Here is a 23,855-nt window from a genome sequence, read left to right as displayed (position 1 = left end):
GCGGGGGCGCACAGTCTGCCCGAAGTGCGCCTTCGGGGCGAGGGACACCCACAGTCGCCGTCGCGTCACACTGTCGGTGGCGTGGGGCAGGATGGGACGGATGAGCGAGCAGAACCTTCCGGCGGACGAGCTGCCGGAGTACGCGGAGCGGGTCCTCGAGGTCGCCGACCTCATTCCCCCCGGGCGCGTCATGACGTACGGGGATGTCGCCGAGTGGCTGGAGGAAGGCGGCCCGCGCCAGGTCGGACGCGTGATGGCCCTCTACGGAGGAGCGGCCTCGTGGTGGCGCGTCGTCCGCGCGGACGGAATCCTCCTGCCGGGCCACGAACTCGAGGCGCTTGCCCGCTATCGCGAGGAGGGCACGCCGCTGAAGGAGGCGAGCAGGGCTTCCGAGGGGCATCTGCCGCGCGTCGACATGAGACGAGCACGATGGGACGGCGACGAACGCGCACAGGATCACACCTGACAGCTTCCGCCATCGGACGGGCGGACGGGACGTCTGTGGCCCGTACGGGGGAAACGAGGCACGTCCGTGACATGCCGTACGTTCGACGAGCGGGGAACGCACCGGGCGTGAGGGAAGAACGGGAAGCCGTCCGTCCGCGATGTCCACCGGCGTACCGTCGACGGCGCGCATCCCCCTCACCCCGCGGCCACCACCCTCGGCCCGCGGCGCTCCGCACACCAGCACAACCTCCAGGACCGGCGAACCACGTGAGCTCCTCTTCCTCCACCAGGCGCCCGCCGCACCCCCAGGTGCGGCAGGGGACCCGCGGCGCGTACCGACTGGTGCGCACCGCGCCGGTCCGGGTGGGCCCCCCTCGTCTGGACGCAGGACAGCGCACCGTGGTTGACCACGGCTCGGGCCCACTCCTCGTGCTGGCGGGCCCCGGCACCGGCAAGACGACCACCCTCGTCGAGTCCGTCGCGGCCCGGATCGCACACGGCGGCGACCCGGAACGGATCCTGGTCCTCACGTTCAGCCGCAAGGCCGCCGTGGAACTGCGCGACCGCATGGCGCTGCGCATCGGAGCCGCCCGCGCCCCCCGGGCCACCACCTTCCACTCGTTCTGCTACGCCCTGGTCCGCGCCCACCAGGACAGCGAACTGTTCGTGGAACCACTGCGGCTGCTGTCCGGACCCGAACAGGACGTCGCCGTGCGCGAACTGCTCGCGGGCCAGCCCGACCTGGAGCGGCTCGGCCTCGCCCACGTCCGCTGGCCCGACGAACTGCGCGCCTGCCTGACCACACGCGGCTTCGCCGACGAGGTCCGGGCCGTCCTGGCGCGCAGCCGCGAACTCGGACTCGGCCCTGACGCCCTGACCGCCTTCGCCCGCCGGATCGGCCGCCCCGACTGGAGCGCCGCCGCGGCCTTCCTCGCCGAGTACCTCGACGTTCTCGACCTGCAAGGAGTGCTCGACTACGCGGAACTCGTCCACCGCGCGGTGCTGCTCACGGGACGCACGGGCGTCGCCGAACGTCTCGCCGCCCAGTACGACGCCGTCTACGTGGACGAGTACCAGGACACCGACCCCGCCCAGGTGCGGCTCCTGCGCGCCCTGGCCGGCGGCGGCCGCACCCTGGTCGCCTTCGGCGACCCCGACCAGTCGATCTACGCCTTCAGGGGCGCCGACGTGAACGGCATCCTGGACTTTCCCGACGCCTTCCCGCGCGCGGACGGCCACCCCGCGCCGGTCGAGGTACTGCGCACCTCCCGCCGCTCGGGCGCCACCCTGCTCGACGCCACCCGCCTGCTCACCCAGCGCATGCCGCTCACCCGGCTGCCCGCGCCGAAGGTACGCGCCCACCGGGAGCTGACACCGGTGCGGGACGGCGGCACGGTCGAGGTCTACACGTACCCGACGGCGGGCACCGAACTGGACAACATCGCGGACCTCCTGCGCCGCGCCCACCTGGAGGACGGCGTCCCCTGGGGCGAGATGGCCGTCCTGGTGCGCGCGGGCTCCCGCACGATCCCGGTGATCCGCCGCTCCCTCACCGCCGCCGGTGTACCGCTGGACATCGACGGCGACGACCTGCCCCTGCGGCACGAACCCGCGGTTACGCCGTTGCTGACGGCACTGCGGGCGGTCGCCCGCGCCGAGTCCGGGACGGGAGCCGGCGCGGCACCGAGGCCCCGCGCCGGCGGCGACGCTCCCGTCCGCACCCCTGACACCGCCCCTGACGACATCTCCGACGACGCACCCGGAGCTGCTCCCGAAAACGATCCCGGAGCTGCCCTGGAAAACGTCCCTGAAGCCCCTTCGGCAGTCGTTCCGCACGACGCGGACGCACAGCCCGAAGACACCGGCCTCCAGGGGACGGCGTCCTGGCTCGACACCGAGACCGCGCTCACCCTGCTCGCCTCGCCCCTCGCCGGCATGGACGCCGCCGACCTGCGGCGCCTGGGCCGCGCGCTGCGCGAGGAGGAACGCGCCGCCGGCAACCACGTACCGCCGCCCTCCGACGAACTGCTCGCCCTCGCGCTGGCCGAACCGGAACGGCTCGTCGCCCACGACCCGGCCTACGCCCGCGGAGCCCAGCGCCTCGGCGCGCTGCTGCGCAAGGCACGGGAACGCCTGGCGGGCGGTGGCACGGCCGAGGAGGCGCTGTGGGACCTCTGGGAAGGCACACCCTGGCCGAGGCGCCTGGAACGGGCCGCCCGGCGCGGCGGCGCGGCCGGACGCAACGCCGACCGCGACCTCGACGCCGTGTGCGCGCTGTTCGCGACCGCGGCCCGCGCCGAGGAACGCACCGGCGGACGCGGCGCCCTCAACTTCCTGGAGGAGATCGACGCCCAGGACATCGCCGCCGACACCCTCACCCGCCGGGCCGTACGCCCCGACGCCGTGCGCCTGATGACCGCGCACCGCTCCAAGGGCCTGGAATGGCGCCTCGTCGTCGTCGCCGGCGTCCAGGAGGGTCTGTGGCCCGACCTGCGCCGCCGCGGCTCCCTGCTGGAGGCCGACCGCATCGGACGCGACGGCCTCGCCGAACCCCTCACCCCCGGAGCGCTCCTCTCCGAGGAACGCCGCCTGTTCTACGTGGCCGCCACCCGCGCGCGTGAGCGCCTCGTCGTCACCGCGGTGAAGGCACCCGCCGACGACGGGGACCAGCCCTCCCGCTTCCTCACCGAACTCGGCGTGGAACCCAAGGACGTCACCGGCCGGCCCCGCCGCCCGCTCTCCGTCGCAGCCCTCGTCGCCGAACTGCGCGCCACCACCGTCGACCCCCGCGTCTCGGAACCCCTCCGGCAGGCCGCGGCCCACCGACTGGCCCGACTCGCCGCCCTCACCGACGACGACGGCCGCCCCCTGGTGCCCTCCGCCCACCCCTACCGCTGGTGGGGGATGTACGACCCCACCGAGAGCAAGGTCCCGCTGCGCGACCGCGACCAGCCCGTCGTGCTCTCCGGAAGCGCCCTCGACCAGCTCGCCAACACCTGCGCCCTGCAATGGTTCCTGGGGCGCGAGGTGAAGGCCGACGCGCCCGCGACCGCGGCCCAGGGCTTCGGCAACGTGATACACGTCCTCGCCGACGAGGTCGCCTCCGGACGGACCCCCGCCGACCTCGACGTCCTCATGGAACGCCTGGACTCCGTGTGGAACGCGCTCGCCTTCGACGCGCCCTGGAAGTCGGCGCAGGAGAAGGAGCACGCGCGCGTGGCGCTCGAACGCTTCCTGAAGTGGCACATCGACTCCAACCAGGTCCGTCCCGGCCGTACACCGGTGGCCAGCGAGCACGACTTCGACGTGACCCTCGAAGCGGGCTCCTACGAAGTACGCATCCGCGGCTCCATGGACCGCGTCGAGACGGACACCGAGGGCCGCGCCTACGTGGTCGACTTCAAGACCGGCAAGAACGCGCCCACGGCCGCCGAAGTGGCCCACCACCCACAGCTCGCCGTCTACCAGCTAGCGGTCCGCGAGGGCGCGGTCGACGACGCCTTCGACGGCGTGCGCCCAGGGCCGGGCGGCGCCGAACTCGTCCAGCTGCGCCAGGGCGCCGCCCAGAAGAACGGCGGCGAGACCCTCCCCAAGGTGCAGGCCCAGGAACCCCTCACGGGGGAGTGGGTCGGCGACCTGCTGGCCACCGCCGCGGGCAAGGTCCTCGACGAACGGTTCTCACCGACCACCGGCCAGCACTGCACGCACTGCGCGTTCCGGACATCGTGCAGCGCCCGCGCGGAGGGACGCCACGTCGTCGAATGACGGCCGCCGGACGACCGATGGCACGCGGACCGGCGACGGCCGATGGCACGCGGACCGGCGACGGCCGACGGCTCCCGGGCCGCGCGGCGCCCTCGGACGCGACCTGAGTGACGTAGGACACCACACGTGCTGACCAGCGGTTCCCACACCCCGACAGCCGATGTGGCCACCCACTGTCAGTGGTCGCGGCTAGCCTCTCTGACGTGCCCGCCCGTATCACCGATCCCGAGCAGCTCAAGGAGCTCCTCGGCATCCCCTTCACCCCGGAGCAGACGGCCTGCATCACCGCACCGCCCGCCCCGCAGGTGATCGTGGCCGGAGCCGGATCCGGGAAGACCACGGTGATGGCGGCACGCGTGGTCTGGCTGGTCGGCACCGGACAGGTCGCCCCCGAACAGGTCCTCGGTCTGACGTTCACCAACAAGGCGGCGGGCGAACTCGCCGAACGCGTCCGCAAGGCCCTGATCAAGGCCGGCGTCACCGACCCGGACGTGATCGACCCCGACAACCCGCCCGGCGAACCGGTCATCTCCACGTACCACGCCTTCGCGGGCCGCCTCCTGACCGACCACGGACTGCGCATCGGCCTCGAACCGACGTCCCGCCTGCTCGCCGACGCCACCCGCTACCAGCTCGCCGCGCGCGTCCTGCGCGAGTCACCGGGACCGTACCCGGCGCTCACCCGCTCCTTCCCCGACCTCGTCGGCGACCTCCTCACCCTCGACTCCGAACTCTCCGAACACCTCGTACGCCCCGAGGACCTGCGCGCCCACGACGCCGACCTGCTGCACACGATGGAGGGCGCCAGACTCACCAACGCCGACCTCCGCAAGGTCCCCGAGGCCGCCGCGGCCCGGCGCGCACTCGCCGAACTGGTGGTCCGCTACCGCGCGGCCAAACGCGACCGCGACCTCCTCGACTTCGGCGACCAGATCGCCCTCTCGGCCACCCTGGCCCGCACCCGCCCCGAGGTCGGCGACATCCTCCGCGACGAGTTCCGCGTGGTCCTCCTGGACGAGTACCAGGACACCTCGGTGGCGCAGCGCGTACTGCTCGCCGGACTGTTCGGCGGCGGCACAGGACACCCCGTGACCGCGGTCGGCGACCCGTGCCAGGCCATCTACGGCTGGCGCGGCGCCTCCGTCGCCAACCTCGACGACTTCCCCGAACACTTCGCGGGCGCCGACGGCCGCCCCGCCACCCGCCAGTCGCTCAGCGAGAACCGCCGCAGCGGCGGCCGCCTCCTCGACCTCGCCAACGGCCTCGCCGAGCCCCTGCGCGCGATGCACGCGGGCGTGGAGGCACTCCGGCCCGCCCCCGGAGCCGAGCACGACGGCGTCGTCCACTGCGCGCTGCTGCCCACCCACGCCGAGGAGATCGACTGGCTCGCCGACTCCCTCGCCCACCTCGTACGCACCGGAAAGGCCCCCGGCGAGATCGCCGTGCTGTGCCGCACCGCGAGCGACTTCGCCGAGATCCAGGGCGCGCTCGTCGCCCGCGACATCCCCGTCGAGGTCGTCGGCCTCTCCGGGCTGCTGCATCTCCCCGAGGTCGCCGACCTCGTCGCCGTCTGCGAAGTCCTCCAGGACCCCGGCGCCAACGCCTCCCTGGTCCGCCTGCTCACCGGACCGCGCTGGCGGATCGGCCCACGCGACCTCGCCCTCCTGGGACGGCGCGCCCGCCTCCTCGTGTCCCACGCGCGCGCGGGCGCCGACGACGACGCCGACCGCCGGCTCGCCGCGGCCGTCGAGGGGGTCGACCCGGCCGAGGTGATATCGCTCGCCGACGCCCTGGACACGTTCCTGGAGATGCCCATCGAGGCCGAGGGGGACGACGACGGACTGCCCTTCTCACCCGACGCCCGGGTCCGCTTCGCACGGCTCGCCGCCGAACTGCGCGACCTGCGCCGCTCGCTCGCCGACCCCCTCATGGACGTCCTGCACCGGGTCCTCGCCGTCACCGGACTGGAGGTCGAGCTCTCCGCGTCCCCACACGCCCTCGCCGCCCGCCGCCGCGAAACCCTCTCGAACTTCCTCGACGTCGCCGCGTCCTTCGCCGCGGGCGACGGCGAGGCGAGCCTGCTCGCCTTCCTCGGCTACCTGCGCACCGCCGCGCAGTACGAGAAGGGCCTCGACAACGCCCTGCCCGGCGGCGAGAACACCGTCAAGGTGCTCACCGCCCACAAGGCCAAGGGCCTGGAGTGGGACGTCGTCGCCGTCCCCGGCCTCGTCACCGGAACCTTCCCCAGCACCCAGGGCCGCGAGAAATGGACAGCCCAGGGCAAGGTCCTGCCGCACGCACTGCGCGGAGACGCCGACACCCTGCCCGACGTCGACACCTGGGACGCCAAGGGCATCAAGGCCTTCCACGAGGCCATGAAGGACCACCAGCGCACCGAGGAGCTCCGCCTCGGCTACGTGACCTTCACCCGCCCCCGCACGCTCCTGCTCGGCTCCGGTCACTGGTGGGGACCGTCCCAGAAGCGCCCGCGCGGCCCCTCCGACTTCCTGCACGCCCTGTACGACCACTGCGCCGCCGGACACGGGGAGATCGAGGCCTGGGCCGACGAACCGGCGGAGGACGAGGAGAACCCGGCCCTGCGCGAGGCGGCGGCCGACCACGCGTGGCCGCTCCCGCTCGACGACACCGCACTCGCCCGCCGCCGCGCGGCCGCCGAGACCGTACTCGCCCACCTGGAGCGGGTGGCGTCCCACGAAGAACCCCACCCCGCCGCCCACGGCCCGTCCTCCCACGACGACCCGGAGTGGCCGCCCCCGCCTGACGACGACGAGACGCCCTACGGGGACGAACCGCACCCAGAAGGAAACGACGACCTCCCCGAAGGCGACGACGAACTCCTCATGGGCGACGACTCGGACTGGGACTCCTGGGCGACCCACCGCCCGACGCTCCCGCACCAGGCGCCCTCCCCTGAGACCCGCCCGGCCCCTGAGACCCGCCCGGCCCCCGAGCCCCCGCACGCCGAGGACGCGCGCCCGGCCCCTCAGCCCCCGCACGCCCAGGGCGCCCGCCCCCACCCGCAAGACGACCCCGTACGCCTCACACCCGAGGAAGTCCGCACCCTCGCCTCCTGGGACCGCGACCTCGACGCCCTCACCGGAGAACTCCTGCGCGCCCGCGCGAGCGTCACCGACGTACCCCTGCCCGCCTCGCTCACCGCCTCCCAGGTACTGCACCTGGCCGCCGACCCCGACGGCTTCGCACAGGAACTCGCCCGCCCCATGCCACGCCCCCCGCAACCCGCCGCCCGCCGCGGCACCCGCTTCCACGCCTGGGTGGAGTCCCGCTTCGAAGAACTGCGGCTGCCCATGCTCGAACCGGAGGACCTGCCCGGCAACGACGCCGAGATCGCCGACGAACGCGACCTGGAGGACCTCAAGGACGCCTTCGAACGCACTCCCTACGCACACCGCACGCCCCACCGCGTCGAGACCCCCTTCCAGCTCGCCATCGCCGGACGCGTCGTCCGCGGCCGCATCGACGCCGTCTACAAGGAGGACGACGGCGACGGTACGACGTACGAGATCGTCGACTGGAAGACCAGCCGCACCCCCACCGCCGACCCCCTCCAGCTCGCCGTCTACCGCCTCGCCTGGGCCGAGCAGCAGGGCGTGCCCCCGGAGTCCGTCAAGGCCACGTTCGTATACGTCCGCAGCGGAGAGATCGTCCGCCCCCGCGACCTCCCCGACCGCGCCGCCCTGGAACGGCTGCTCACGCAGGACACACGGGGCCCGGGGCAAGATGCGGCCGGAGAACCGACGGACGAACACGCCCCCGCGGGCAGTTAGGCTCGTGAGCATGAGCAAGCCCGTTGACAACGCCGTCAGCACCGTCCGCGCGTACATCCACGACCACCGCGCGGCCTTCCTCGACGACCTCGCCGAATGGCTGCGCATCCCCTCCGTGTCGGCCCAGCCCGACCACGCGGCGGACGTGAGGCGCAGCGCCGACTGGCTCGCCGCCAAACTCCAGGAGACCGGCTTCCCCACCACGGAGGTCTGGACGACGGAGGGCGCCCCCGCCGTCTTCGCCGAATGGCCGTCGGAGGACCCCCAGGCCCCCACGGTCCTCGTCTACGGGCACCACGACGTACAGCCCGCCGCCCGCGAGGACGGCTGGGACACCGACCCCTTCGAACCGGTGATCCGCGGAAACCGCCTCCACGCGCGCGGAGCCGCCGACGACAAGGGCCAGGTGTTCTTCCACACACTCGGCGTCCGCGCCCACCTCGCCGCCACCGGACGCACCACCCCCGCCGTCCACCTCAAACTCCTGATCGAGGGCGAGGAGGAATCCGGCTCCCCGCACTTCCGTCACCTCGTGGAAACCCACGCCGACCGGCTGTCCGCCGACGCGGTGATCGTCTCCGACACCGGCATGTGGTCCGAGGACACCCCCACCGTGTGCACCGGCATGCGCGGTCTCGCCGAATGCGAGATCGAGCTGCACGGGCCCGCCCAGGACATCCACTCCGGCTCCTTCGGCGGCGCCGTGCCCAACCCCGCCACCGCCGCCGCCCGCCTCGTCGCCGCCCTCCACGACGACCACGCGCGCGTGGCCGTCCCCGGCTTCTACGAAGGCATCACCGAACTCACCGACCGCGAGCGCGAACTCTTCGCCGAACTGCCCTTCGACGAAGCACGCTGGCTGGCCACCGCCAAGTCGTCGGCCACCCACGGAGAGGCCGGACACACCACCCTCGAGCGCATCTGGGCCCGCCCCACCGCCGAGGTCAACGGCATCGGCGGCGGCTACCAGGGCCCCGGCAGCAAGACGATCATCCCGTCCTCCGCCCTGGTCAAGCTCTCCTTCCGGCTGGTCGCCGGCCAGGACCCCGACCACATCGAGAAGGCCGTACGCGCCTGGGCCGCCGAACAGCTCCCCGAAGGCATCCGGCACGAGATCACCTTCGGCGCCGCCACCCGCCCCTGCCTCACCCCACTGGACCACCCCGCCCTGCAGTCCGTCGTACGAGCCATGGGCCGCGCCTTCGAACAGCCCATCCGCTTCACCCGCGAAGGCGGCTCGGGGCCCGCGGCCGACCTCCAGGAAGTCCTCGACGCCCCCGTGCTCTTCCTGGGCATCTCCGTCCCCTCCGACGGCTGGCACGCCCCCAACGAGAAGGTCGAACTCGACCTCCTCATGAAAGGCGTCGAAACCAGCGCCCACCTCTGGGACGACCTGGCCGAGAACTGGCGCGAGGCACACTGAAGAAGCCCGTTCACACCCGGAAGAAGCCCATTCACACCCAGAAGAGCACCCCACACACCCGCCCCGCCGTACGTCCTGCTGAACCGCCCGCCGAAATAACCTTTCCACCGGGGGAGTTGGAAGCACCCGTGACCACCTGGACCGACCGCACCGCCGACCGTCCCATCTCGCTCACCGCCCCGAGCGGCATCGACCGGGCCGCCCACCACCGGCTCGACGAGGCCTGGCTCGCGGCGGCCTGGAGCCACCCCACGACCCGAGCCTTCGTGGTCTCCGGCGGTCAGGTCCTCATCGACGAGACCGCGGACGGCACCACCGAACTCGTCATGACCCCCTCCTTCGAGGCCCCGCTCACCGAGGCACACCGCTACTTCCTCGGCACGGACGACGACGGTGTGAGCTATTTCGCACTCCAGAAGGACGCCCTCCCCGGCCGCATCGACCAGTCCGCACGCCCCGCGGGTCTGCGCGAGGCGGGACTCCTGCTCTCCCCCCGCGACGCCGGCCTCATGGTGCACGCCGTCGCACTGGAGAACTGGCAGCGACTGCACCGCTTCTGCTCACGCTGCGGCGAACGCACCGTGATCGCGGCAGCCGGCCACATCCGCCGCTGCCCCGCCTGCGGCGCCGAGCACTACCCGCGCACCGACCCCGCCGTGATCATGGCGGTCACCGACGACGAGGACCGCATCCTGCTCGGCCGCCAGGTGCACTGGCCCGAAGGCCGCTTCTCGACACTCGCCGGCTTCGTCGAACCCGGCGAATCCATCGAGCAGTCCGTGCGCCGCGAGGTCTTCGAAGAGGCGGGCATCACCGTCGGCGAGGTCGAGTACGTCGCCAGCCAGCCCTGGCCCTTCCCCTCCAGCCTCATGCTCGGCTTCATGGCCCGCGCCACCTCCCACGAGATCAACGTCGACGGCGAGGAGATCCACGAAGCCCGCTGGTTCTCCCGCGAGGACCTGCGCACCGCCTTCGAGTCCGGCGACGTAATGCCCCCGTACGGCATCTCCATCGCCGCCCGCCTGATCGAACTCTGGTACGGAAAGCCCCTGCCCCGCAGAGAGACGTAGACATGGACGTCGATGGGCTGCTCTGCGCCATCGACCACTGCCGAGCAGCACACACGACGAGACCCCGCCCGTGATCACCGGACGGGGTCTCGTCGCGCCTGCTCCCGGTCAGACGCCGAGCGCGCGCTTCACCTGGGCAAGGCTCGGGTTGGTCATCACGACCTCGACCCCACCGTTGGAAGGAACCACCTGAACCGTCGGAACTGTCTGGTTCCCGCCGTTCGCCTTCTCCACGAACGCCGCGGACGCCGGGTCGTGCTCGATGTTGATCTCCTTGTACGTGATGCCCTCGCGGTCCAGCTGGCCCTTCAGCCGCGTGCAGTATCCGCACCACGTGGTGCTGTACATCGTCACAGTGCCCGGCATGTCTCTCGCGCTCCTTTACTGCTGGGGGTACGTCATCGCAAAAGGGGAACGTACGTCGGACACCCACCATTCCCGCACCCGGGTACCCCCGCCCCGTACACCGGCCCCCACCGACGCCTGCCGCATTAGTACGACCACAAGACCCTCCCTGTGGACAACCGGCTCACCCGCCCCCGGCGACCTGGCAGCATGGCGGGGTGACAGCAGCAACGCACTCCACCCTCTTCCCGCAGGTTCCGGACACGGCCGACGCGGTGCTCGACGGGCTCGACCCCGAGCAGCGCGCAGTCGCCACCGCCCTGCACGGCCCGGTGTGCGTGCTGGCAGGCGCCGGCACAGGCAAGACGCGAGCGATCACCCACCGCATCGCCTACGGCGTACGCGCCGGAATCCTCCAGCCCTCCAGCGTCCTCGCCGTCACCTTCACCAACCGCGCCGCGGGAGAGATGCGCGGCCGCCTCCGCCAGCTCGGCGCCGGCGGCGTCCAGGCCCGCACCTTCCACTCCGCGGCCCTGCGCCAACTCCAGTACTTCTGGCCGAAAGCGGTCGGCGGCAGCCTCCCCCGACTCATCGACCGCAAGATCCAGCTCGTCGCCGACGCGGCCGCCGCCTGCCGCATCCGCCTCGACCGCGGCGAGCTCCGGGACGTCACCGCCGAGATCGAATGGTCCAAGGTCACCCAGACCGTCCCCTCCGACTACACGGCCGCCGCCGCCAAGACCGGCCGCGAATCCCCCCGCGACCCCGCGGAGATCGCCCAGCTGTACGCCACCTACGAAAACGTCAAACGCGACCGATCACTCATCGACTTCGAGGACGTCCTGCTGCTCACCGTCGGCATCCTCCAGGACCGCCACGACATCGCCGACCAGGTCCGCTCCCAGTACCAGCACTTCGTCGTCGACGAGTACCAGGACGTCAGCCCCCTCCAGCAACGCCTCCTCGAACTGTGGCTCGGCGAACGCGACAGCCTCTGCGTCGTCGGCGATGCCAGCCAGACGATCTACTCGTTCACCGGTGCAACGCCCGACCACCTCCTCGACTTCCGCACCCGCCACCCAGCGGCCACCGTCGTCAAACTCGTCCGCGACTACCGCTCCTCACCCCAGGTCGTCCACCTCGCCAACGGCCTGCTCTCACAGGCCCGCGGCCGCGCCGCCGACCACCGCCTGGAACTCATCTCCCAGCGCGCCCCCGGCCCCGAGCCCGTCTACGCCGAATACACCGACGAACCCGCCGAGGCGGAAGGCGCCGCCCGCCGCATCCGTGACCTCATCGCCTCCGGCATCCCCGCAGGCGAGATCGCCGTCCTCTTCCGTACGAACTCCCAGTCCGAGATCTACGAGCAGGCACTCGCCGACGCCGGAGTGCCCTACCAGCTGCGCGGCGCCGAGCGGTTCTTCGACCGCCCCGAAGTGCGCAAAGCCGGAGCCGCCCTCCGCGCGGCCGCCCGATTCGGAGCCAACGACTCCCTTCTCGACGACGTCGTCGACCTGCCCTCCCAGGTCCGCGCCGTACTGTCCGGCGAAGGCTGGACCAGCCAGCCCCCCGCCGGATCCGGCGCGGTCAGGGAGCGCTGGGAATCACTGGCCGCCCTCGTCCACCTCGCCCAGGACTTCGCCGCCGCCAAGCAGGACGCCACGCTCGGCGACCTGGTCGCCGAACTCGACGAGCGCGCCGGCGCACAGCACGCCCCGACCGTCCAGGGCGTCACCCTCGCCTCCCTGCACTCCGCCAAAGGACTGGAGTGGGACGTCGTCTTCCTCGTCGGCGTCGCCGAGGGCATGATGCCGATCACCTACGCAAAGACCGACGAGCAGATCGAAGAGGAACGCCGCCTCCTCTACGTCGGCGTCACCCGCGCCAGAGAACACCTCTGTGTCTCCTGGGCCCTGTCCCGCTCACCCGGCGGCAGAGCGGGCCGCCGGCCCAGCCGCTTCCTCGACGGACTGCGCCCCGGCTCCGTCGCCACGGTGAGCCGCGCGAGCGGAGGCGGTCCCGGAGGCGTCGAGCGAGGCATCGGGAGCAGCGGCGGCACCGTCGTACGACGGACCAGCCGAACCCCGGCCCGCTGCCGCGTCTGCGGCCGCACATTGACCGACGCCGGCGAGATGAAACTGATGCGCTGCGAGGACTGCCCCTCCGACATGGACGAGGGCCTCTACGAACGGCTGCGCGAGTGGCGGGCGGTACAGGCGCAGCGCAGCGGCCAGCCCGCGTTCTGCGTTTTCACGGACAAGACACTCATGGCCATCGCCGAGACCGTTCCCGACGACGAGGGAGGGCTCGCGCGGATCCCCGGGGTCGGAGTACGCAAGCTCAACCGCTTCGGAGCCGACGTACTGGCCATCTGCGCAGGCCAGGAGACCGGCGAGGACAAGCGCGACGACTGATTCAAACTCGTCGAAAAAATAGTTTGCGCATGCCCCGGCAATCCCCATAGGTTCTTACCACGGAAGCGGCGGGCTTCTCCGAAGCCCCGGTTCCGTGCTGTACTTAATAGCCGTCGGACTGGCTCACCCCCAGTCCCCCAAGACGCCGAGAGGAGGCGATTCCAGTGATCAGCATCAAGACCAGCTCCAACACCACCGTCAAAATGACCGATCCCTCGGTCGTCTCCACGTGCCTGCTCGGCGTCTCGAACCTGGGCACCGGTCTGTCCGGCATCGCTGCCGTCCGGCCGGCGTCCTCCCTGTCCCTCGCGGGTCTTCCCATCCGTGAGCGCAATGAGCGACCGATCCAGGCACTGGAAGCGGCTGTAGTGGCAGAGGCGCGTGCCTATGCCTTTGCGGCAACCGGTGCCGGATCCCTGAAGCAGACCAAGCAGCACCACACGATGTGGGCCTTCCGTGGGCCTGAACCCTGGAGTGATCCAGCCTGATCCTCGATCAGGCCGGCGCCTTCAGGGCCGCGGAACCCCACCCGGGATCCGCGGCCCTTCTGTTTGTCCCCGACCGGGGACAGCAGAGCGAAGGGGCCTCGGGACAAGAAAAGAACCCGGTACCAGCCGCCAACCGGCCAACCGGCCGGCACGACCAGACGAGGAAGACCAACCGTGCAACTCGAAGCGCACGCCCCGTCCGTACCGCCTTCCGAAACGATCCCCCCGCCCGGCCTCACGGAGGACTCCACCTTGATCCCGCTCACTGCGCTCACCGCGCTCGACGACGCCATCGAGAACCTCGGCGTACCCGTCCCCTGCCGTTCCTACGACCCGGAAGTCTTCTTCGCCGAGTCGCCGGCCGACGTCGAGTACGCCAAGTCCCTCTGCCGTACCTGCCCGCTGATCGAGGCATGCCTCGCCGGGGCCAAGGAGCGGCGTGAGCCCTGGGGTGTCTGGGGCGGCGAGCTGTTCGTCCAGGGTGTTGTCGTAGCCCGCAAGCGGCCCCGTGGCCGTCCGCGCAAGAACCCGGTCACGGCATGAACACCGCAGGAACGATCGACCGCCCCCTGACGCACGACCCCAAGAAACAGGCCCCGATGAAGCCGTCCGCAAGCGAGCCCACCGGCTCCGCCATTCCAGACTTCACCACCACCGGCGCGAACGACTCGCGTGAGAACAGGACCCGAGAGATGCAACTCATTCCAGAAGCCCTGGCTCGTGCGCATATGCACGAGCGACTGCAAGAGGCTGAGCGGGAGCGCCGGGCCGTGCGCCTGGTCACCGCCCGCCGGATGCAGCGCCGGGCCGAGCGCGCCTCCATGCGTGCCCGGCGTGCGCTGGCCATGGCGGTCATGCAGTAAGCAGCCGAAGGCAGTCGCAGACATACACAGACACACCGCGGGGGCCGGTCCGTCCGGACCGGCCCCCGCGGTGCGTTGTACCGGGCGAACACCCGTCCCCGGCGCTATCGTCGGCAGGTGACGAGTCTTCCCGGGGACAGTGACAGCAGCGGCACCACCGAGCGGCCCGACACGGCCCAGGCCCGGCGCATCGCGTGCGCCCGCTGCGGCACCTCGGCGGACGGCCCCCAGCCGACCTGGACCTGCTCCGTCGAGAACGGCAGCCGCCACTACTTCTGCGACAACTGTGCCCGGACACACCTGCGGGCGATCGAGGGACGGCTGGATTCGGCTTGGTGGTAGGGCGGGGCTTGCTGCTCCGGGTCTTCTTTCCGGGGGGCTCCCCCTCCCCCTCCCCCCGCCCACCCCCCACAGCCGCCCCGAAGGCAGCCCGGACTCACGCCTCAGCCGCTGAGTCCTCCTCGTCCAGCAGTTCTTCGGTCGGGACGAACCCCGGCAGCCACTCCTCCAGTTCGTCGCGGAGCCGGACCGTCGCGCCCAGTTGGCACAGGACGCCGATGGTGCTCAACGTCACACGGTGGATCAGCAGGTACGACGGTGGCAGGTTGAGGAGCCTGCCCAACTGGTGGGCGGGGGAGCGGGGGTCGGCCACCCGGGCGGCCTGGCTGCGCATCCAGCCGCGGGTGAAGGTGAACTCGTCGACCTGCGCCGGTTCGATGATCGGCAGGAGGTAGTCGAGGACCGCGTCGGGTTCGAGCTCTATCGACTCCTTGACGAAGCCCTCCTCGCGGAGCAGGTCGTAGACCGCCTCCGCGTCTCCGTCGAGGGTCATGCGGAGGGACTCGCCGATCGGTGAGGGCAGGCCGCCGGGGAGACGGTCGACGGTGCCGAAGTCCAGTACGCCGAGGCGCCAGCCGTTCTTCTCGTCCGGCAGGAGCCGGAAGTTGCCCGGGTGGGGGTCGGCGTGCAGCAGTCCGGTGCGGGCGGGGCCGGAGAAGAGGAAGCGGGCCAGCAGTTGCCCCGCGCGGTCCCGCTGCTCCTGGGTACCGTCGGAGATCACCTCCGACAGGGGTGTTCCGTCGATCCATTCGGTGACCAGGATCTGGTCGCACTGGTGGACCACCGCCGGTACCAGGACGTCGGGGTCGCCCGAGAATTCCGTGGCGTGGGCTTCCTGGGCCTGTGCCTCCAGTGCGTAGTCGAGTTCCTCGGAGACCCGGTCGCGGAGTTCCGCGATGAGGGGCTTGATGTCCATGCCGGGGATGAGCGGGCCCAGCAGCCGGGCGAATCGGCTGAGCTGGGTGAGGTCGGAGAGCAGGGCCTCGCCCGCTCCCGGGTACTGCACCTTGACGGCGACCTCGCGGCCGTCGCGCCACACCGCCCGGTGCACCTGGCCGATCGAGGCGGCCGCGGACGGCTTGTCGTCGAATTCGAGGAACAGCTCGGACCAGTCCTCGCCGAGCCGCTCCCGGAGAACGGAGTGCACGGTGCGGGTCGGCATCGGCGGTGCCGCTTCCTGGAGCTTCGTGAGCGCCGCGCGGTACGGGCCCGCGACCTCTTCGGGCAGTGCAGATTCGAAGACGGACAGTGCCTGCCCGAACTTCATCGCACCGCCCTTCAGCTCACCGAGCACCTTGAAGAGCTGTTCGGCCGTGCGCTGCTGGAGCTCGCGGCCCACGATCTCCGCCGACTTCCCGCCTATCCGCTTGCCCAGGCCCCAGGTCGCTCGCCCGGCGTAGCCGAGCGGTAGCGCGGCGAGTTTGGCGGTTCGGGTGACCGCCTTCCGGGGAAGATCAGACATGAGCCCTCCAAGTCCCAGACAGCCGTGCCGCATGCGGCTGTTGCCCCGCCATTGTCTCGTGCGGGTCCTCGGCTTCGGCGGCGCGTTCCCCCTTCTTACTTTTCTCCGTGGCGCCGCACGGGCAATCGGGGTGTGGCCACACCGGTTTCGCGTGCCAGTGGAGGCCCGGAGCGGAGTTCTCCCAGCGGGCTCCGGCGGTGGAGGGCGGCCGGCCGTCGAGGAAGGCGAGCGCGTGCGCGGCGGCGAGGCCGGCGATGCCGGTCGCCATGGTGAGGTCGCACGCCGGAACGTGGCGTGAGGTGCCGGAGCGCCACTGGGCGATCAGGCGTGGCCAGGTCGGATCCCGGTCGGCGCGGCTCCGGTCGAGGCAGCCCGCGCAGCCGGTGTCGCCGGGCAGGACCAGCGGGCCGACGACACCTGTTCCTTCCACGACTCCCGCGTACAGATGGGGTGTGCCGGAGGTGATCAGGGGTTCGGCGGCGGTGGGATCGGGGGCGTGCGCGGACAGGCCGTCCCGCGGCGTGATGATCACCAGGGAGAGTCCGGGTTCGTCGCCCTCGTCGGCGGGCCGGGGCGGGCGGTCGGGTGCGGCCCGGCGCACCGCCCGCCGGGCGGCTTCCTCGCGGCGCTCTCCGATGGAATCCGCCGGCAGTCCGCCGGGTGCCACGTCCCACGGTTCCACCCGGCCCACGTCACGCACCTCGATCCGGCCCACGCCCGCGCCCGCCAGCAGTGCCGCGAGGGTGACTCCGACCCGGCCCGCGCCGCGCACCTGTACCCGCAGTGAGCGGCGGGCGGCCAGGTGCGCGAGCGCGTCGCCCGGTGCCGGGGTGACGAGGGAGAGGGCCGCGAGGTCGGGGCGCAGCCGGTCGAGGACGGGCTTCTTCGCGCGCAGGGTGTCCGCGGCCGGGCCGCCGCCCGTCGCGTCGTCGAGGAGTCCGGAGCGGGCCAGCCGTTCCACGAGTGCGTCGACATGGCCGTCGGGCAGGCCCATGCCGCGTCCTTCCTCGCGCAGGAGGGGGAGCGAGCGGGTTCCGTCGAGCAGGTCGAGGAAGCTGCCCGTCGCCGTGTCCACCGGGCCCAGCACCATCGCGTGGGCCGGTGCCATGCCGAACTGCACGGTGTTGAGGTCTCGCCAGCCGCGCCGCAGCGCGGGTTTCACCATCGGATGCATGACCGACCCCCGTATCCATGGAGCATCCCCGTGTGCCGGCGGGGCCCTGCCGGGGCCGCCGCTCGGATGCCAGGATGCCCGGGGGCGGGGGGAGGGTGCGGAAAGTTGTCCACAGGCTGTGGTGTTGGTCGGACAAATCGAGCGTGCAGGGTGCGGATCGACACCGAACCGTCCTGTGGACGGGACTTCCCCCATCTGCAGCGGGTAACGTCGGGGCGTGCCCGCCGACCCACTGCACCGCGCCGGAAAACCACAGCGCAGCACGACGAGCTTGCCGCCAAGCGGCTCGGGGGCGAGCGCGATCGAGGTTCGCAGGAGTGCGCGACGGCGCAGGACGGTCTCCGCGTACCGCGAGGGCGATCGCACTGTCGTGCTCATCCCCGCCCGGATGTCCGAGGCGGAGGAACAGCGCTGGGTGACCGTCATGCTCGACAAGCTGGCCGCCCAGGAGAGCAAACGGGTGCTCGGTGACGCCGAGCTGACCGAGCGTGCCGCGCGTCTGTCGGACCAGTACTTCGAAGGGCGGGCCCGGCCCACCTCGGTCCGCTGGGTGACCAATCAGAACACGCGGTGGGGCTCCTGCACGCCGGCGGAGGGCAGTATCCGTCTTTCGCACCGGTTGCAGGGCATGCCCGAGTACGTCGTCGACTACGTCCTCGTCCACGAACTCGCGCATCTTCTGGTGCCCGGGCACGGTCCGCGCTTCTGGCGGCTGCTGGAGGCGTATCCGCGCACGGAGCGGGCGCGCGGCTACCTCGAGGGGGTGGTCGCGGCCGCCCGGCTGCCCCATCCGCCCGTCGGCCGCGACGAATAGCGGGCGGGCGGGCGCGGTCCGTCCCGGGCGGGGGGTGATTGTGTACCGGGTCTGTACCGGCCGCGTTCACTTCCGGGGTTTCCCGTTAGCCTGACGCGACGCAATCGCATTCGGGATGGGGGACGGTCGTTACGCATGGCCAGGGAATTCCAACGCGGCCACAAGGCCAGAATCAGTGACCTCACCGCGGGCACCGATCTGTACGTGGGTGTGCAGATCACCGGCCCCGGACTGACCTTCGACATCAGTTGCTTCGGTCTGGACGCCGACGAACGGCTTTCGGACGACCGGTACTTCGTCTTCTTCAACCAGCCGAAGACCCCCGAGGAATCCGTCCAGCTCCTTGGCGCCCAGTCGGGTGACACGGAGTCCTTCCGTGTCACCCTCGACCGGATCCCGGCGCAGATCCAGAAGCTGTCGTTCACGGCGACGGTCGACGGCGCCGGACAGATGTCCCAGATCGCCCCCGGGTATCTCCGTGTCGTCGCGGGTGGCGAGGAGGTGGCCCGCTACTCGTTCAGCGGAGCGGAGTTCTCCACCGAGCGTGCCGTGATGCTGGGCGACTTCTATCTGAAGGACGTCTGGCGGTTCGCCGCCGTGGGACAGGGATTCGACGGCGGCCTCGACGCGCTGCTGAAGAACTTCGGCGGCGAGGTCGCCGACGAGGAGCCCGCCACGCGGCAGCCGCAGGGCGGCGGGGCGCCCTCGTTCTCGCCTCCCACCCAGGTGAGCGCGGCGCCCGCGTTCGGAGCGCCGGCAGCCCCGGCTCCCGCACCGGCTCCCGCGACGCAGGGGTTCGCTCCGCCGGCCGCCCCGTCCGCGCCCTCGGTGCACGCCGCGCCGACCATCATCGCGCCGCTGCACAGCCCGCCGGGCGGCACCGTGCCGCCGCCGGGGCCCGCCCCGTACGCGCAGCCCCCCGGCCCGCCCGGCCCGCCGCCGGGTTACGGCCAGCAGCCCCCCGGGCAGAGCGCCCCCATGCCTCCCGGTTACGGCCAACAGGCACCGTCCGCGCCTCCCGGTTACGGGCAGCAGGCCCCGCCGGCGCCTCCCGGTTACGGGCAGCAGGCGTCGTACGGCCAGGTCCCGGGGCAGTACCCGGGTCAGCCGGGCGCGCCCTCCCCGTACGGTGTCCCCCAAGGCGCTCCGCAGGGCGGGGCCGGTGTGCTCGCCGCGCTGGGGGCCTTCAAGGAGACGCCCACCGGGCAGCGGTGGACGCAGCAGAACAAGAAGCTGATCCGGGTCGACCTCGGCATCGGGGACCAGCCGGTGCTGGCCCGCCAGGGCAGCATGGTGCTCTACCAGGGCAAGGTCGACTTCAGCTACAAGGGCGCCGGCTTCGCCGGACGGATCGTGGGCAACGCGACCGGGCAGGAGATGCAGCTGATGCGCTGCTCGGGCCGCGGTCAGGTGTTCCTCGCCGAGAACGCCGCCCATGTGCACCCCATCGAACTCCAGGGTGACGCGATCTGCGTGTCCTCCGAGAACGTTCTCGCCTTCGACGAGACGCTCCAGTACGAGGTGCGCAGGATCGAGGGCCACGGCATCCCCGGGGGCGCGCTGTTCACCATGCAGTTCCAGGGGACCGGCACGGTCGTGGTCAAGACGCACGGCGCGCCTGTCGTGCTGCCCGTGACACCGACGACGTTCGCCGACTGCAACGCCGTCGTCGCCTGGTCGGCGGCCTCCCAGGTGGTCGTCTCCAGCCAGGTGCGGATGCGGCGCAACGCCTACCCGGGCGACACCGGGGAGAGCGTGAACCTCCAGTTCCGCGGCGCGCCCGGCAATTTCATCGTCGTCCAGCCGTACGAGGTCTGAGGGAGCCCGTCATGAACCAGCCACTCACGGGCTACGCCCCGGCACCCGTCACCGCGCGCATGGAGAACCACGGCAATCACATGCTGAAGGTCGCCATGCAGACCGGAAGCGACCTCTTCGCGCGCGTGGGCTCGATGGTCGCCTACGAGGGCTTCGTCCAGTACGAGCCCAACCCGCCCGCGGTACGTCAGATCGCCCGCGACTGGATGACCGGCGAGGGCGCACCCCTCATGAGATGCCACGGTGACGGTCTGCTCTATCTCGCGGACTACGGGGCGAACGTCGTCGTCATCAACCTCAACGGGGACGCGATCTCCGTGAACGCCACCAACCTGCTCGCCTTCGACGCGCACCTCACCTGGGGCGTCGAGCGCGTCAAGGGGCTCGCCAAGTTCGCCGGACAGGGCCTGTGGAACACCAAGATCTCCGGCCAGGGCTGGGTCGCGCTGACCTCCCGGGGCGAGCCGATCGTGGTCGACTGCGGTGGCGGCGAGGACGAGACGTACGTCGATCCGGACGCGCTGGTCGCCTGGTCCCCGAACCTCAAGGTGAAGGGCAAGCGCAGCTTCAAGGCACAGTCGCTGATCGGCCGCGGCAGCGGCGAGGCGTACCAGATGGCGTTCTCCGGGCAGGGCATCGTCGTCGTCCAGCCCAGCGAGGACAGCACCGACCGCCTCCGGATCCGGGGCTGAGGGGGAGCAGGACATCATGCAGAGCCCGCTTTTCGGCTACAACGAACAGCAGACCCAGGAGCGCTACAGCCTGCAGAACTCGCAGATGCTGCGGGTCGTCATGGAGGGCCACGACGACATCCTGGCCCGCAAGGGCACGATGGTCGCCTACCAGGGACTCGTCGAGTTCGACGCCGAGTACCAGAACAACAGCCAGCACCGCGCGCGTGCGTACACCGGTGAGGGCCTGGACCTGATGCGCTGCCACGGGCAGGGGACGGTCTACCTCGCGAACCTCGCCCAGCACGTGCACGTGGTCGACGTGGACCAGGACGGTCTGACCGTCGACAGCAGCTATGTGCTGGCCATGGACTCCGCGCTGCATCACGAGGTCATCGCCGTGGACAGCCAGTACGGCATCTCCGGGTCCGGCAAGTACCAGCTCAACATCACCGGACGCGGCAAGGTCGCCCTGATGACCTCGGGGGCACCGCTGATGATGCAGGTCACGCCGGACAAGTACGTCAACTGCGACGCCGACGCGATCGTCGCGTGGTCCACCGGACTGAGGGTGCAGATGCAGGCGCAGACGCACTCCTCCGGGGTGTGGCGGCGGCGCGGGAACACGGGTGAGGGCTGGGAGCTCAGCTTCATGGGCCAGGGGTACGCGCTCGTCCAGCCCAGCGAACTGCTGCCGCCGCAGAACGCGGTGATCGGCCAGGGACTGCGCGCCCAGTACGGCATGGGACAGCAGGGCGCCCACGCGCAGAACCAGGGCAACGTCTGGAGCTGAGTGACGGGCGGGCCAGGAACAACGGTAAGGGGCGACCGCCATGGCGGTCGCCCCTTACGCGCGTCTCGGCGGAGGGTCGCCGTACTCAGGCGGAGAGCCGCGCGCGGGTCGCCTCCAGCAGACGCACGACCGACACGTCGGCCACCTCCGCGACCTCGTCGTAGCCGAACCAGCGCAGGTCGAGGGACTCGTCGCTGATCGCCGCCACGGATCCGGCCGGGGCGAGCGCGACGTACTGGACGTCCAGATGCCAGTTGCACGGCGCCGGGATGGCGTGCCGGTCCAGGCGCACGGGGCCGCCCGGCAGCAGCGTCAGACCCTCGATGCCCGATTCCTCGGCCGCCTCGCGCAGTGCGGCCGAGGCCAGCGTCGGGTCACCCGGCTCGCAGTGACCGCCCATCTGCAGCCACATCCGCAGCTTGCGGTGCAGCGTCAGCAGCACATGACCGCTCTCGGCGTCCACGACCAGCGCACTCGCCGTGACATGCCCCGCGGAGCACGACCTCCACAGGCCCTCGGGGTGCGCCGACAGGTGGTCCAGATAGCTCTGCCGCAGCTCTTCCTGGCCCTCGTAGCCCTTCAGTACGAGGACCGCGTCGTCGTGGAGGGTCACTCGGTGTCGTCGCCCTTGCCGTCGCTCTTGCCCGTGTCCCTGCCGCCCTCGCCGTCCTCGTCGTCCGCCTGGCCCTTGTCGGCCTCGCTGTCGTCCTTCGTCAGGTTCGGCCGGTCGGCGGAACCGCTCGCCGCCTCGCCGAGCATCTTGTCGAGCTCGGAGAAGTCCAGCTGCTCGCGGTGCACGAAGCCGTCCGGGTCGTCCAGGTCGGACGCGGTCGGCAGCATGTCCGGGTGGGCCCACAGACCGTCCCGGCCGTCGACACCACGCGCGTCGGTGAGCGAGGCCCACAGACGCGAGGCGTCCCGCAGCCGGCGCGGACGCAGCTCCAGGCCGATGAGCGTGGCGAAGGTCTGCTCCGCGGGGCCGCCCGTCGCCCGGCGGCGGCGCAGCGTCTCACGCAACGCGTCCGCGGACGTCAGGCGCGGCTTCGCGGCCGCGTGCACGACCGCGTCCACCCAGCCCTCGACGAGTGCGAGCGCCGTCTCCAGACGGGCCAGCGCGGCCTTCTGCTCCGGCGTGTCCTCCGGCTGGAACATGCCCTGCTGGAGGGCGTCCTGCAGCTGCTCCGGGTTCTGCGGGTCGAGCTGGCCGACCACGTCCTCCAGCTTGGCCGTGTCGACCTTGATCCCGCGCGCGTAGCCCTCGACGGCCCCGAAGAGGTGCGAGCGCAGCCACGGCACGTGCGCGAAGAGCCGCTGGTGGGCGGCCTCGCGCAGGGCGAGATAGAGCCGCACCTCGTCCTGGGCGATGCCGAGGTCCTTGCCGAACGACGCGATGTTCAGCGGCAGCAGCGCGGCCTTGCCGGCCGGGCCGAGCGGCAGGCCGATGTCGGTGGAACCGACCACCTCGCCCGCGAGCACGCCGACGGCCTGCCCGATCTGCGTGCCGAACATCGCTCCGCCCATGGAGCGCATCATGCCGATGAGCGGGCCCGCCATGGCCTGCATCTCCTCCGGCAGGACGTCCCCCATGGCCGCGCCGACCCGCTCGGCGACCGGGTCCACGAGCTCCTTCCACACCGGCAGCGTCGCCTCGACCCACTCCGCGCGGCTCCAGGCCACGGCGGAGCCGGCGCCGGACGGCAGGGAGGTCGCGTCGTCGAGCCACAGATCGGCCAGACGGACGGCCTCCTGGACCGCGGTGCGCTCGGCGGGACCGACACTCGCGTCCTTGGTGCCGTCGGAGGTGCCCTGGGAGACCGTCTGGCGGGCGATCTGCTTGGCCATGTCCCAGTTCACCGGGCCGCCCTCGTACGAGAGCATCTGGCCCAGCTGCTGGAACGCGGCGCCCAGGTCGTTGGGGTTCATGGACCCGAACATGGCTGCGAGCGGATTGTCGGCGCCGAAACCGCCGGCTCCGGGCAGCCCGAAACCGAACGGTCCCTGACCACCACCGCTCTCCTGGTCCTTCTTCTTGCCCTCGTCGCCGTTCTCCGGCTCCTCCGGCGGAAGGCCGAATCCGAATGGGGTGTCACTCACGGGGTTCCTCGGCTGGTTAGGGCCGCCGGTTCGTTCCGACGGCGGCTGCCCGACAACACCACCCAG

The 23,855-nt window shown here is 71.6% G+C and carries 19 protein-coding genes; 14 read left to right on the top strand and 5 right to left on the bottom strand.

The window, feature by feature from the left end; genetic code table 11:
- The first annotated feature begins 100 nt into the window (after positions 1 to 100).
- The 5 genes from ACFVTC_RS14175 to nudC all read left to right on the top strand — a co-directional run bounded on the left by ACFVTC_RS14175 (position 101) and on the right by nudC (position 10,514).
- Positions 101 to 466 (top strand): MGMT family protein, encoded by a 366-nt coding sequence (locus ACFVTC_RS14175; protein WP_390126849.1) that lies wholly within the window; start codon positions 101 to 103, stop codon positions 464 to 466.
- A gap of 248 nt (positions 467 to 714) precedes the next feature.
- Positions 715 to 4,212 (top strand): ATP-dependent helicase, encoded by a 3,498-nt coding sequence (locus ACFVTC_RS14170; protein WP_390126848.1) that lies wholly within the window; start codon positions 715 to 717, stop codon positions 4,210 to 4,212.
- 203 nt (positions 4,213 to 4,415) lie between these two features.
- A complete protein-coding gene (locus ACFVTC_RS14165; protein WP_390126847.1) occupies positions 4,416 to 8,021 on the top strand; it encodes a UvrD-helicase domain-containing protein in 3,606 nt (1,201 codons plus the stop codon).
- Between the two features lie 10 nt (positions 8,022 to 8,031).
- Positions 8,032 to 9,444 (top strand): dipeptidase, encoded by a 1,413-nt coding sequence (locus ACFVTC_RS14160; RefSeq protein ID WP_390126846.1) that lies wholly within the window; start codon positions 8,032 to 8,034, stop codon positions 9,442 to 9,444.
- A 128-nt stretch (positions 9,445 to 9,572) separates the two neighbouring features.
- Positions 9,573 to 10,514: an NAD(+) diphosphatase gene (gene nudC, locus ACFVTC_RS14155; RefSeq protein WP_390126845.1), complete on the top strand. Its 942-nt coding sequence runs from the start codon at positions 9,573 to 9,575 to the stop codon at positions 10,512 to 10,514.
- A gap of 108 nt (positions 10,515 to 10,622) precedes the next feature.
- Here the strand turns inward: nudC and ACFVTC_RS14150 are convergent, their stop codons facing one another.
- Positions 10,623 to 10,880: a glutaredoxin domain-containing protein gene (locus tag ACFVTC_RS14150; RefSeq protein ID WP_148010353.1), complete on the bottom strand. Its 258-nt coding sequence runs from the start codon at positions 10,878 to 10,880 to the stop codon at positions 10,623 to 10,625.
- Positions 10,881 to 11,077: 197 nt separating this feature from the next.
- Between ACFVTC_RS14150 and ACFVTC_RS14145 the strand changes: the two genes are divergently transcribed.
- From ACFVTC_RS14145 to ACFVTC_RS14125, 5 genes are all read left to right on the top strand, one after another.
- Positions 11,078 to 13,273, top strand: a complete 2,196-nt coding sequence (locus ACFVTC_RS14145) for an ATP-dependent DNA helicase UvrD2 (protein ID WP_390126844.1) — start codon at positions 11,078 to 11,080, stop codon at positions 13,271 to 13,273.
- A gap of 164 nt (positions 13,274 to 13,437) precedes the next feature.
- The gene (locus ACFVTC_RS14140; RefSeq protein ID WP_390126843.1) at positions 13,438 to 13,761 is read left to right on the top strand and encodes a hypothetical protein; all 324 of its coding nucleotides are present in this window, start codon (positions 13,438 to 13,440) and stop codon (positions 13,759 to 13,761) included.
- Positions 13,762 to 13,935: 174 nt separating this feature from the next.
- Positions 13,936 to 14,304 (top strand): WhiB family transcriptional regulator, encoded by a 369-nt coding sequence (locus ACFVTC_RS14135; RefSeq protein WP_010984500.1) that lies wholly within the window; start codon positions 13,936 to 13,938, stop codon positions 14,302 to 14,304.
- The gene (locus ACFVTC_RS14130) at positions 14,301 to 14,624 is read left to right on the top strand and encodes a hypothetical protein (protein WP_390126842.1); all 324 of its coding nucleotides are present in this window, start codon (positions 14,301 to 14,303) and stop codon (positions 14,622 to 14,624) included. Before ACFVTC_RS14135 ends, ACFVTC_RS14130 begins: the two co-directional genes overlap by 4 nt.
- Before the next feature lie 117 nt (positions 14,625 to 14,741).
- Positions 14,742 to 14,966 carry a hypothetical protein gene (locus tag ACFVTC_RS14125; RefSeq protein WP_390126841.1) on the top strand — a complete coding sequence of 75 codons (225 nt, stop codon included), beginning with the start codon at positions 14,742 to 14,744 and terminating at the stop codon, positions 14,964 to 14,966.
- A 94-nt stretch (positions 14,967 to 15,060) separates the two neighbouring features.
- On the opposite strand, the gene ACFVTC_RS14120 is transcribed toward ACFVTC_RS14125, so the two are convergent.
- Entirely contained in the window at positions 15,061 to 16,425 is a 1,365-nt protein-coding gene (locus ACFVTC_RS14120; RefSeq protein ID WP_390126840.1) for an ABC1 kinase family protein, read from the bottom strand.
- Positions 16,418 to 17,599, bottom strand: coding sequence for a TOMM precursor leader peptide-binding protein (locus ACFVTC_RS14115; RefSeq protein ID WP_390126839.1), 1,182 nt, complete (start codon positions 17,597 to 17,599; stop codon positions 16,418 to 16,420). The genes ACFVTC_RS14120 and ACFVTC_RS14115 overlap by 8 nt, the downstream gene beginning before the upstream one ends.
- A gap of 217 nt (positions 17,600 to 17,816) precedes the next feature.
- Here ACFVTC_RS14115 and ACFVTC_RS14110 point away from each other — a divergent pair, with 217 nt between their 5' ends.
- The 4 genes from ACFVTC_RS14110 (at position 17,817) to ACFVTC_RS14095 (ending at position 21,695) form a co-directional block, all read left to right on the top strand.
- Positions 17,817 to 18,413 carry a M48 family metallopeptidase gene (locus ACFVTC_RS14110; protein ID WP_168530127.1) on the top strand — a complete coding sequence of 199 codons (597 nt, stop codon included), beginning with the start codon at positions 17,817 to 17,819 and terminating at the stop codon, positions 18,411 to 18,413.
- Positions 18,414 to 18,548: 135 nt separating this feature from the next.
- A complete protein-coding gene (locus ACFVTC_RS14105; RefSeq protein WP_390126838.1) occupies positions 18,549 to 20,231 on the top strand; it encodes a TerD family protein in 1,683 nt (560 codons plus the stop codon).
- A gap of 11 nt (positions 20,232 to 20,242) precedes the next feature.
- Complete coding sequence (locus ACFVTC_RS14100; protein WP_153288730.1) at positions 20,243 to 20,923, top strand: AIM24 family protein; 681 nt, start codon at positions 20,243 to 20,245, stop codon at positions 20,921 to 20,923.
- A gap of 16 nt (positions 20,924 to 20,939) precedes the next feature.
- A complete protein-coding gene (locus tag ACFVTC_RS14095) occupies positions 20,940 to 21,695 on the top strand; it encodes an AIM24 family protein (RefSeq protein WP_168530129.1) in 756 nt (251 codons plus the stop codon).
- An 85-nt stretch (positions 21,696 to 21,780) separates the two neighbouring features.
- On the opposite strand, the gene ACFVTC_RS14090 is transcribed toward ACFVTC_RS14095, so the two are convergent.
- Both ACFVTC_RS14090 and ACFVTC_RS14085 read right to left on the bottom strand, forming a co-directional pair.
- The gene (locus tag ACFVTC_RS14090) at positions 21,781 to 22,308 is read right to left on the bottom strand and encodes an NUDIX hydrolase (RefSeq protein ID WP_390126837.1); all 528 of its coding nucleotides are present in this window, start codon (positions 22,306 to 22,308) and stop codon (positions 21,781 to 21,783) included.
- On the bottom strand, positions 22,305 to 23,789 hold the full coding sequence (locus ACFVTC_RS14085) for a zinc-dependent metalloprotease (protein ID WP_390126836.1): 1,485 nt from the start codon (positions 23,787 to 23,789) through the stop codon (positions 22,305 to 22,307). The genes ACFVTC_RS14090 and ACFVTC_RS14085 overlap by 4 nt, the downstream gene beginning before the upstream one ends.
- Positions 23,790 to 23,855: the final 66 nt, after the last annotated feature.

It is taken from the genome of Streptomyces sp. NPDC057950 (assembly GCF_042887295.1).
In the GTDB taxonomy this organism is placed as follows: Bacteria; Actinomycetota; Actinomycetes; order Streptomycetales; family Streptomycetaceae; genus Streptomyces; species Streptomyces kaempferi.
This window is presented reverse-complemented; position numbering and strand designations above follow the sequence as displayed.

Coding starts and splice junctions, on each gene's coding strand:
- ACFVTC_RS14175 (WP_390126849.1), top strand. CDS start 101: ATGAGCGAGCAGAACCTTCCGGCGGACGAGCTGCCGGAGTACGCGGAG.
- ACFVTC_RS14160 (WP_390126846.1), top strand. CDS start 8,032: ATGAGCAAGCCCGTTGACAACGCCGTCAGCACCGTCCGCGCGTACATC.
- ACFVTC_RS14150 (WP_148010353.1), bottom strand. CDS start 10,880: ATGCCGGGCACTGTGACGATGTACAGCACCACGTGGTGCGGATACTGC.
- ACFVTC_RS14130 (WP_390126842.1), top strand. CDS start 14,301: ATGAACACCGCAGGAACGATCGACCGCCCCCTGACGCACGACCCCAAG.
- ACFVTC_RS14120 (WP_390126840.1), bottom strand. CDS start 16,425: ATGTCTGATCTTCCCCGGAAGGCGGTCACCCGAACCGCCAAACTCGCC.
- ACFVTC_RS14115 (WP_390126839.1), bottom strand. CDS start 17,599: ATGCATCCGATGGTGAAACCCGCGCTGCGGCGCGGCTGGCGAGACCTC.
- ACFVTC_RS14105 (WP_390126838.1), top strand. CDS start 18,549: ATGGCCAGGGAATTCCAACGCGGCCACAAGGCCAGAATCAGTGACCTC.
- ACFVTC_RS14100 (WP_153288730.1), top strand. CDS start 20,243: ATGAACCAGCCACTCACGGGCTACGCCCCGGCACCCGTCACCGCGCGC.
- ACFVTC_RS14095 (WP_168530129.1), top strand. CDS start 20,940: ATGCAGAGCCCGCTTTTCGGCTACAACGAACAGCAGACCCAGGAGCGC.